This window comes from Mycobacterium lehmannii (genome assembly GCF_002245535.1).
Taxonomy (GTDB): Bacteria; Actinomycetota; Actinomycetes; order Mycobacteriales; family Mycobacteriaceae; genus Mycobacterium; species Mycobacterium lehmannii.
In genome coordinates this window covers 1-9772 of the sequence record NZ_NKCN01000050.1, presented here as the reverse complement: position 1 = coordinate 9772, position 9772 = coordinate 1, and the positions used below count along the sequence as shown (strand labels likewise).

Annotated in this window: 10 protein-coding genes; 2 read left to right on the top strand and 8 right to left on the bottom strand. The window is 67.4% G+C overall.

Features of this window, described 5'->3' with window-relative positions:
- Positions 1-404: 404 nt before the first annotated feature.
- The 8 genes from CEX87_RS26500 to CEX87_RS26465 form a co-directional block, all read right to left on the bottom strand.
- Positions 405-1076: a chymotrypsin family serine protease gene (locus tag CEX87_RS26500; protein ID WP_084032581.1), complete on the bottom strand. Its 672-nt coding sequence runs from the start codon at positions 1074-1076 to the stop codon at positions 405-407.
- Positions 1077-1155: 79 nt separating this feature from the next.
- Complete coding sequence (locus tag CEX87_RS26495) at positions 1156-1347, bottom strand: hypothetical protein (RefSeq protein WP_006247565.1); 192 nt, start codon at positions 1345-1347, stop codon at positions 1156-1158.
- The gene (locus CEX87_RS26490) at positions 1347-1967 is read right to left on the bottom strand and encodes a hypothetical protein (RefSeq protein ID WP_006247566.1); all 621 of its coding nucleotides are present in this window, start codon (positions 1965-1967) and stop codon (positions 1347-1349) included. The genes CEX87_RS26495 and CEX87_RS26490 overlap by 1 nt, the downstream gene beginning before the upstream one ends.
- Positions 1964-2602: a hypothetical protein gene (locus tag CEX87_RS26485; protein WP_084032580.1), complete on the bottom strand. Its 639-nt coding sequence runs from the start codon at positions 2600-2602 to the stop codon at positions 1964-1966. Before CEX87_RS26485 ends, CEX87_RS26490 begins: the two co-directional genes overlap by 4 nt.
- 29 nt (positions 2603-2631) lie before the next feature.
- Positions 2632-2877 carry a glutaredoxin-like protein NrdH gene (gene nrdH, locus CEX87_RS26480; protein ID WP_006247568.1) on the bottom strand — a complete coding sequence of 82 codons (246 nt, stop codon included), beginning with the start codon at positions 2875-2877 and terminating at the stop codon, positions 2632-2634.
- 598 nt (positions 2878-3475) lie between these two features.
- Positions 3476-5116: a ParB/RepB/Spo0J family partition protein gene (locus CEX87_RS26475; RefSeq protein WP_006247569.1), complete on the bottom strand. Its 1641-nt coding sequence runs from the start codon at positions 5114-5116 to the stop codon at positions 3476-3478.
- A 441-nt stretch (positions 5117-5557) separates the two neighbouring features.
- On the bottom strand, positions 5558-6592 hold the full coding sequence (locus CEX87_RS26470) for a DUF932 domain-containing protein (RefSeq protein WP_006247570.1): 1035 nt from the start codon (positions 6590-6592) through the stop codon (positions 5558-5560).
- Positions 6593-7123: 531 nt separating this feature from the next.
- On the bottom strand, positions 7124-8335 hold the full coding sequence (locus CEX87_RS26465; RefSeq protein WP_006247572.1) for a hypothetical protein: 1212 nt from the start codon (positions 8333-8335) through the stop codon (positions 7124-7126).
- A gap of 361 nt (positions 8336-8696) precedes the next feature.
- On the opposite strand from CEX87_RS26465, the gene CEX87_RS26460 reads away from it, so the two are divergent.
- Both CEX87_RS26460 and CEX87_RS26455 read left to right on the top strand, forming a co-directional pair.
- The gene (locus CEX87_RS26460) at positions 8697-9152 is read left to right on the top strand and encodes a hypothetical protein (protein WP_006247573.1); all 456 of its coding nucleotides are present in this window, start codon (positions 8697-8699) and stop codon (positions 9150-9152) included.
- Positions 9153-9167: 15 nt separating this feature from the next.
- Positions 9168-9689, top strand: a complete 522-nt coding sequence (locus tag CEX87_RS26455; RefSeq protein WP_233151540.1) for a hypothetical protein — start codon at positions 9168-9170, stop codon at positions 9687-9689.
- The last annotated feature ends 83 nt before the right edge of the window (positions 9690-9772 follow it).

Genomic DNA, 9772 nt, shown 5'->3' with positions numbered 1-9772 from the left:
CGCCCTGGCGAGCTGGCATTGGGCCGAAAAGGTCACTCGGCCTGCGGAGTTCGGCGCGGGTGTGGGTTGCGCGTGACGGGGCCTCGTCGGTCACACTGGGCGACCCAGCTGAACGGTTAAAGGTGAGCAGCTACCCAAACCCACGCCCGCCGCAGGCGGGCATCGGCGCCTCCGGGCGCCGCTTGACAGGTGGGGCGCGGGCGTGGTGACGGGCCGTCAGTGGCTGGCACTATAAGTGCCTTCACCCCGAACGGGTTCTGCGAGGCGGTATTTCGCGCAATCTGCACCGTGGCGAGAATGGACCGGGGTTGTTTCTCAGCCCAGCGCGCGGGTTTGGTGGATAGATGTGGGCGGCGCTGCGCGCCGGCTTTTCTCAGTGCACGGGCACCGGCCCGCTCCCGGGGTCAGCGCTGCAGGCCGGCGACGACCAGATCGGTCAGCGATTCGGTCAGGCTGGTGAAGCGGCCGGTGCGGGTGCCGCTGTGGGTGTGGTGCTCGCCTAGCCAGATACCGACGATGGTGGCGGTGCCGTCGCTGGCGGGCTGCCACACGGGCGCTCCGGAGTCGCCGGGGATGCTTTCGGGCATCCCGGTCACGCTGTATTGGTAGCCGAGTAGCCGCCCGTCGAGCTGTCCACAGACGGTCTTGGTGCGGATTCCGCTGCGACACAAGGTGATTGCGGGATCTGGAACACCCATGCCGCTGACAGGCATGCCGTTGATCGTGGACACCGATCGGCTGGTGCCGAAGTTGATCAGCGCGAAGTCGTCGAAAAGCGGATCGGGGTCGTTGACTGCGACGGCGACGGCGCCGGTGGCCCCGCTGTCGTGGTCGGATACTGCGGAGCCGCCACCTCGAGTGCAGTGGCCGGCGGTGACCCCATACGTGGTGGCCCCGGCGGTGTAGGTGTAGCCCAGCGTGCAGGTGGTGGACCCGGTGTTCGAGTGCACGGCGATCTCGTCGCCGGCGGCCACGGTGTACGCGCCGGCATGACTGAGCGCGGGTGCGAACAGGCTGGTGATGGGGATGAGGGCCCCGGCGAGGGCGGTCAGTGTTGCTGCTCGGGTGGGCCGCATCGCGAGTCCCTTTCTTCCTGGTGGGGTGCTGCGAATCATTGTGGGCGCGACCGCTGACAACCCAGGTTCGGGCGCAGGCTCAGCGCTGCGACCGCGTGCGTTGCCGCTCGGCAGCGCGGCGGGCGCGGTTGTGCAGGGTGTCGATCCAGGCGTGCGCGGTGCGGGCGGATTGGCCGTGGTCCTGGGCGGCGCAGGATTGGACCGCTTGGCCAGCGCGGGCGGCGATGCGCAGATCGACGCTGACCGGGGTGGAGGTACGGCCGGGGCTCATCACGGCTGGTCCCATCCGGGCTGGGCGGCCGCTTCGGCGCGCCGCCACAGTTCGGCGAGGTCGTCGCGGGCGGTGCTGATGTGGGTGGTGAGGTCGGCACGGTCGGCGCCACTGTCGGCCATCTGCTGCATGCGGATTCCGTGTTCGCGCACCGCACGGCGGTACGCCTCGTCGAGCACGTCGCGCGCGTGGTTGGCTGCTGCGGCGGCGCTGACGGTGTGGGTGTAGAGGTCGGCCAGATGCAGGGCCAGTCGGTGGTGTTGGCCGGCGGTCGGGGGGCGAGTGGGGTCCAGCGACTGGGTGGCGGCGTGTTGGCGACCGTAGGCCAATACGGTGACCGGATCGGGGTCGCGGCGGGCGTCGGTGACGCGGCGGATGATCTCGTAGACCCAGCGGTTCATGGGCCGCCAGATGGCGGTGTCGGGGATGAGGTCGCAGAACGTGCGCGCTCGGGTGTATGGCATCCACAGCAGGGCTCCGAGGAGCTGATTTTCCGGCTCCCAGCGTGCGGCGATGGTTTCGCCGCTCGGCTCAGCGCTGAGCTCGAAGTCTTCGGTGGCCGCCCGGTCGGTGTCGTTGTCGGGGACGACGTGCAGTGGGGCGCGGTGCGCGGCGGTCATGATGCGGTGGCCCCCCAGACCAGCAGGGCATACCACCAGGTCAGGGCGCTGGCTTGGTCGGTGGTGGTGGCGGTGGGCAAAGCGGCGTGCACGGCGGCGGCCAGCTCGGCGGGGCTGGGGTGGGTACCGGCCTGGCTCAGGGCGTGATGGCGCAGTGTCTCCAGAACATGCTGATCGGGTGCGGTGGGCAGCTCGACTCCGGCCAGCTGTGCGGCTTCGCGCCAGAGTGTGCCAGCGGTGAACCAGCAGTGCCCTTCGGCGCGGGCGGCGGTGAGGACCGCCAGCGGGTAGCGCGCTCCGGGGTCGGTGTCGGACCCGTGGTGCCAGGTGTCGTGGTGGTCGGTGATCCATCGCTGCGCGGCGACGGCGGCGTGGTAGGTGGCGGTCTCGCTGGCTTCGTGACCGGCAGGGGCGATGGTGGCGTGTCCCGTGTGATGCGGCCTGGTGGCGCGGCTGTCGGGTTCGGCCAGGGCGAGCAGCTCGTAGCGGGTGGTGTCGGGGTGCGTGGGCAGCGGCCGCAGGTAGTAGTCGGCGCCGATGACGTAGTTGATGAGGCTGCGGTGAGCGTCGTCGCGGTCGGGGTGGTCGGTGGTGGTGACCGACCGGCCATGGTGGTCGATGGATAGCTGGTACATCGTGGGTCTCCTGTCGTGGTCAATGGTGATCAGGCGCTCAGCGGGTGGGCTTTGCTGACCTCAGCTATGCGGTCGGGCCGGAAACCGGACCAGTGCTGTCCGCCGGCCACCACGACGGGGGCCTGCAGGTAGCCCAGTCCCATCACGTAGTCGCGGGCGTCGCTGTCGACGGTGATGTCGACTTTCGCGTAATCCACACCTGCCTTGTCCAGTGCCCGGAAGGTCGCGTTGCATTGCACACAGGCGGGCTTTGTGTAGACGGTGATGGCGGTCATTTCTCACTCCTTAAGGGTTGTCACGAATTGCTGTTATCTATTTCGATTATATCGGCATTTCGGCGTGTCAGGCAACATTTATCGGGCTATTTGTGGGTAAGCTGTGACCTTTTTTGACCGGGCGCAAACCAGCGCGTAATTACGCTGAAGGCAACCCGTTCCGCCGGTATGGCTCTGGCCGGTATCGAACCCTCGAATCGGTCGTAACATGCTTTCGCACACTCCTGTTCAGCCTTGGTGCTGCCTGTTCTTTGGCGCTTTCTCGCATCAATGTCATGGCCGGGCGTAGGGCCCAGCGCAGTGCACAGGTCCGGACGGAAAGTTTTCCCCGTGAGCGTCTTTTGCGAGCGGATTCGCGGAAAAGTTTCCGGGCCGTTAGGCCGTATCCGTGGCCTTGCGCGGAGCGGGCCGCCGGCCACAATTGATAAAAGAGAAAGCGGTCAGAAAAATAATTCAGTAGCGCCGTCAGGCGCTTCCGCTGCACTGGTCGCGGCGATGTCGATTTCGTGGATGAAATGCGCGACCATGGTCCTGCTGATGGCGGTCCCGAGCGGGAGGTGGGACCGGCGCTGACCGGCCCCACCTCCCGACGCGGGGGCTAGTCGTCCTCGGCGGGCTCGGACTGCTCGGTCAACGAGTCATAGAGTGCATCGGCGGTTTGCTCGCCGAGGATGACGCGCTCAATGTCGGCCAGCGGGTAGCCGTTGTCGGCCAGGAAGCGCAGCAGCTCGGCGGCTCCGACGTAGTGGCCCCAGCCGCTGCCTCGCCAGGCGTCCTTGCCGGTACGGGCTTCCAGTGCACCGAGCACCAGCGCCAGCGTGATCACCTGGGCGCGTCCGTCGCCGGTGGCGGGCAGCTCGGCCACCATCTTCGTCACTGCTGTCGAGTCGCTGCCCCCGAGCAGCTCGGCGCTGATCTGCCCGCCGTGGTGTTCCTCGATCAGGCGCACGTCGCGGGTGAGGCAGCTCGCCACGAACATCGCCGCACCCTTGGGGGCGGTCTTGCGGGCGAGGATCTTGTCGGTGATGAACTGGCGACGCACCTGCTGGGCGGCTTCGCCGAGCTTGTTGAGCGCGATGACCTTGCGCCGCTCGCGGCGCGCCGCTTCGGCTGCTGCGGCCTCCCGCGCTTCGGCGTCCTGGTCGCTGGAGTCATCGGCGTGGTGGTCGCTGTCCTCGCGGGCGAGGGCTTCCACGCGCTTAGCCAGTGATTCGCACAAGACCAGTCCGGCGGCGGCGTAGTCGGTGCACAACCAATCTGCCTCCCACACAACCACTTCGGTGACCGAGCTGGGGTCGCGCTTGCCCTCGGCAACCGTGGCACTGAATCGAGCGTGCCAGTCGATGTCGTGGGCGTCGACCGGTTCGCCGGTCTCGGTGTCGACGTAGCCTTCGACTTCGGTCAGGCAGACCGCCCAGTGTGCAGGGTCGGTGACATGCTCGTCGGTGGCAGCCTCGCCCTCGGGGGTGCGCAGGTAGCGCAGTTCCACGCAGGTCGTGTCCCCGTAGGCGGGGAAGTCCTCGACCACGGTGTATCCCTGCTCGGTGTAGCTGGCGGCAGCTTCCTGGTAGGCCTGTTGGGCGGCGCGGTCCTGGCGGATTTCGGCGACCCGATGCTCGAATCGGTTGGTTCCGGCCACTTCGAGCAGACGCATGATGGCGTCGGGGTCGTCATCGAACTCGCTGAGCACTGCGGCCTCTGACAGCGACAGTTGCCCCGCGTCGAGTGCCTCCATCGCGGCCTGCGATCCGGCGGCGGTTGCCACGGATTTGACCGTGTCGCGCCCGATGGACAGCTTCTTGGCGACCTTGGTCACGGAGGCTCCGGCGTCGAGCATCTGCTGGATGCCGCGTGCCCGCTGGGCCTCGGTGAGTTCGCGGCGTCGGTCGTTCTCCACGATCTGCTCGGAGACCCGTTCGACCACCTGGGCCTTGTCGTCGGTCGCACCGGCTGGGCGCACGTAGACCGGGACGCTGGTCAGACCAGCCTCGCGTGCGGCCAGGGTGCGTCGCTGTCCGGCGCGCACCCGCACCACGCCGTCGTGTCCGCGCACCGCTGCGATGGGGTTGAGCACGCCGTGCTCTTTGATGCTGGCGACGAAATCACCGTCGAGTGCGGCGTCGTCGCGGACGTTGGTTTCCAGCTCCAACGTGTGCGGGTCGAGGTGTTCGAGGGTGCCTGCCGCCGCGACCTGTGCGTTGGTGTCGTTGTCGGTGACGGTGGTGGTGTTCTCGCTCATGGTGATGGTGACCTTTCATCGATGGGGTGAGTGGGCGGTGGCCGCCCGTTCTTTTTGCCTTCTGGCACTGAAGATTTGGGCCGGCATCAGGGCCGTGGAGTGCAAAGGTCCGGGCGCAAAATTCTTCGCGCGAGCGCAGCGAGCCTCGAAAGAAATTTGCGAGCCCTTGGGCCCGGAGCGCAGCGGAGGCCGTGGCCTTGCACGCAGCGGGCCGCCGGCCATAATCGAAAGCCAGAAGGCAAATAAACTAGCGCCGGGGCCCGCAGGGACCCGGTGTCAGCAGCGCCGCAGGCGCTTCCGCCTGTGCAGTTCCCCGATGGCATCGGTGCGGGTCGGTCAAGCCGTGGCCGTCTTGCCCGATGTTCCTGCATGGCAGTGCCTTTCGGGATCTTGGGTGATGGGGTGGTCTGGCCCGCGGGACGGGCCAGACCACCCCAGGGGTTAGAGGGTTTGCAGCATCCGGAAGGCGTTGGTCTTCAGGTTCTGAGCGGTGCTGCCGCCGGTGACTGCGCGCAGGGCCCGCACCGACTTCGGATCTCCTGCGGCGCGGACCTTGCTGTAGTGGTCGACGTACTCGGTGACCGCGTTGTAGGCCGCCCACCGGGTGCCGGCGATCGGGGCGACGGTGGGGCTGGACACCCACAGTTTGACGATTGCGTTGGCGGTGTCGCGGCGGTTGCGGGCCGTGGTCTTGGACTCGGCGCCGTCGACGTCGACGAGGTCGCCGGCGAAACGGCGCATCTGGTCGAGGTCCATGGGGGCGGCGTAGAGGGCGGCTGCTTCCTGCTCGAACGCTTCTACGTAGCGCCAGCTCAACTTGAGTGCTCGTCGGGCCTCCTGCAAGGCGACGGCGGCCCCGCCGGTGTGGCTGATGCCGAAGCTGGCCGCCGCGCGTGCGATGGCCGCGCTTTGGGTGTTGGCGCATACGATGCGCACCGGCGTCACCAGGAAGCGGAACTTGCTGGACCCGTCGTGAGAGTTCAGCGCGGCCAGGTAGAAGTCGGTGCGGTCCTTGGTGCCGTCAATCCCGTCGAACACCATGGATTCGGGCAGCTTCATCGTCACGAACGTTTCGCGCCCGCCGCGTAGCGCCCCGGCCGTCTCGTAGACCGCACCGCTTTCTCCGGTGAGCGCGTCGAGCAGGTCACACGATGCTTCGTTTTGCATCGGCTCGTACTTGTTGCCGACCACGCCGAGCACATCGAGGGCTCCGGTGATGGGGTTGGTGCGCACGGTGGCCCACTGGTCGGGCACTGCCAGCGGCGCGGGTGTGGTGACACCGGTTTCGCTGATCACCGGCTCCTGGGGGACAACCAGCGCCATTTTGCGGACGTTCCAGTTGGCCAGGTGGGCGGCGTGCAGAGCCTCGCGAGCGGTCATAGCGTGGCCAACCTGCTGGCCGAGTTGGTGCCAGGCGTCGGTACGCGAGTCGGCGAAGCTGACTTTGCCTGCGGTCTGATCGAGTTCGTGAGCCATGGTGGGTTCCTTTCGGGAGGTGAGTGGGCGGTGGCCGCCCGTTCTTTTTGCCTTCTGGCACTGGAGATTTGGGCCGGTAGAGGGCCGTGGAGTGCAAAGGTCCGGGCGGGGCAGGTCCCGGGTGAGCGCAGCGAACGTTTGTGGGGGAGCTGCCCCCGAGCCTGTGGGCCCGCAGCGCAGCGGAGGCCGTGGCCTTGCGCGGAGCGGATCGCCGGCCACAATCGGAGGGCCAGAAAGGCAAACTTCGGTGGGTCGGCGGCCCCGCAGGGGCCGGCGAATCAACTGCAGCGCCGCCAGGCGCTTCCGCTGTGGATATGCACCGCCCCGGTAGCCTGGGTTGATGTCGTCGTGTGAGAGTGCGCTGGTCGATGCGTTGACGCGGCCGGTCCAGGGGCCGGTGTCGGCGCCCGGTGCTGACCTGGGTGGTCACCGGCGTGTGGCCGCGCCCGGTGATGCCGTTCGACACCGCCTTTGCGCAGCCGGCCTGGTCGGACCCGCTGGGGCTGTAGCTGGCGTGCCCGACGGCGGGTGTCAGAACAGCGCGACATCGCCGGCCACCTCGGCGAACCAGCGCTCGAAGTGGGGTCTGGCCTTGTCCGCAACGACGGCCGGGCAGGCGACATAGAACCGCTCTGCCCATGGCGGCGTCTCACCGCGGCGCACCGCGATGCTGCGTGCGATGCCGTCGTTGCCGGTGTGCAGCTGCCCGGGCATGCCCAGTAGTGCGGCTGCCATCTCGGCGCGAGATCCACGATCAAGCCGGCGCACTGACCGGGCGATGACCGGCCTGGTTCCGGTCCCGCGAACCTTGGCCACCCGGCGCACTTCGTAGATCGCGTGCTCGGTGTCGTCGAGGCGGCGGTGGAACAGGTCAAGGACATCGGTCAGACCAGCAGCAGCAACATCGTCGTAGAGGCGGCCAGTCGGGCGCAGGGTTTGCTTGTCGTTGATACAGACCGCGACGTGTTCGATGAACAGGGCCAGCGCTCCGGCTGCGGGATCAGCGGCGTAACGCTGCAGCGTCGACTGCACGCCTCGTGCCGAACTCAGCGCGAAAGGACAATAGCTGCAGGCACTTTTGAGCCATCTGCGGCCCGTGAGGTTGTAGACAAAAGTGTCGCAGTCAGCTCTCGTCCAACCCCATTGGATCAGGGGGTAGCGGCCGGTTCGGGCTGCTGTGTTGTAGGCGGCGTCGCGCTCGGCGCGGCCCGTCTCGTCGACCTCGAAGCCGACGTAATGCTGATAGGGCTGACCGCCGGTCAGTCGGGCGATCACCGGGTCGAGGACCGCGCCCTTGGCTCGGGCGCTGCATTTGCGGGCACCGCCGCGCTGCGGCAGGGTGCCGGCGGTGAGCATCTCCGTCGACAGCGCGTAGGCCCCCTCGACGAAGAGTCGGTCCGGTTCGGTGGTGTCGCTGAAGGTGGTGATGCCCTCGCCGGCGGCGGTGGTGAGCAGCTGGTGGCGGCCGACCTGGACGAACCGGACCCGGTGGCGACGCAGCTCGGGGAGCACGTAGCGCTCGACGTCGGCCCCGGTGGCACTGAACTCGTCTCCGGTCATGGCGGTGATGACCACCAGGTCGGATAGGTCGAAGTCGCGGCTGGACGGGTCGGTGAGCCAGCGCAGTAGGACCGCCGTGCTGTCCAATCCGAGGCCATACGACAGCACATGCCGGGGGTGGCGGCGTGTGCTGGTGTCGTCGCTGAAGAGGCTGGCCTGTTCATGGTGTGCCTGGGTGCTCATCGTGGGGTCTCCCGCCCGTTCTTTTTGCCTTCTGACACTGGAGATTTGGGCCGGTAGAGGGCCGTGGAGTGCAAAGGTCCGGGCGGGGCAGGTCCCGGGTGAGCGCAGCGAACGTTTGTGGGGGAGCTGCCCCGAGCCTGTGGGCCCGCAGCGCAGCGGAGGCCGTGGCCTTGCGCGGAGCGGATCGCCGGCCACAATCGGAGGGCCAGAAAGGCAGAACCACAGGCAAGGCCCGGGGCGTGTGTCGGGTACGGGCCAGCCCCGGGCACGGCAGTGCCATCTCCCCGACTGGAGTGCAGCTGGTGTGAGTGGGGGAAATCTTTGCAGATCAGCGGTGTGCCGCGCCCTTAGGATCGCTGGTATGCCCGACTTCGATGTGCAAGTTGATATCAATTACCTGGCCAAGGTGGTCACCGAGGTTCGCGACCTCGCCGAGACCGTCCGCACGTACGGCCGCGCCGGGGCATCCACCATCGCCGCCGCCACACCGACGGCACTGCACGTGATAGCCGCCTACCTCGAATCGGAGATGCGCAGCTGGGCTCACACCGATGGCACGCATGCGCGGCTGTTCAACGAGAAGCTCGGCGGGGAGGCCATCCGGTTTCCCGAATTGCGGGCGGTGTTGACCTATGTGACGCCGTCTCCGGTGAGCCGCGAGGTGCAACAGGCCGAACTACGGGCCGCCGGCGCCCGCCTCAGGGCGGTGGCGCAGGAGTTGCCCTCACGCATGACGACGCAGTCGGTCCCGAAGTTCGTCTCTCTCATTGAGGAGCAGGCGGCAACCGTCATGGAGTTCGCCGATGGTCTCGGCTAGAACGGCGGGTCGGCGATGAGCCGCCGCAAAGCTACTCCGTGGGCGGCACCGGGCCTGCCCGACATTCGCCGGCAGTGGTGCAACGCTTTGGACAGCCTTGTCGACCACCAATCCAGCGCCCTCGCAGAACCGTCCGAGGCCCTGGGAGCTGCGGGGGAGAGCCTTCGAAGGTTGAAGCGGCTGCAGGCGAAGCTGGCCGAGACGCTGAGTCAGATGAGCGGCGAAGCCGACATCATCAAACATGCTGAGCTGTACTGGGTTTCACGCGACATGGTGGACGTCGCGCTCGACGCCGCCGACTCCCTTCCGGAGTGGACGCCCGCTGTCGCCGCGCCGGCTCCGACTGGGCTGTTGTGTTGGGCAAAGCCGGCCGGAAGTGTGCCATGGAATGCGTTGAGTCCCAACGATCCCACCGAGGTTTCGTGGGACGGGGTGTGGTGGTGGTCTCGCCCCGACGGGGTGCTGCAAATTCAGCCGTTGTCACGGTTGGCTAAGCCTCGATCCACCGATGGATTGGCTGGTGATCGGGTGTCGTAACGAGGAAAGTGCCTTCTGAGCTGTGATGATGAGTGTTCTCTACGCACTTATCGGCACAACTTCGAAAGGCACTTCCGGTGAAA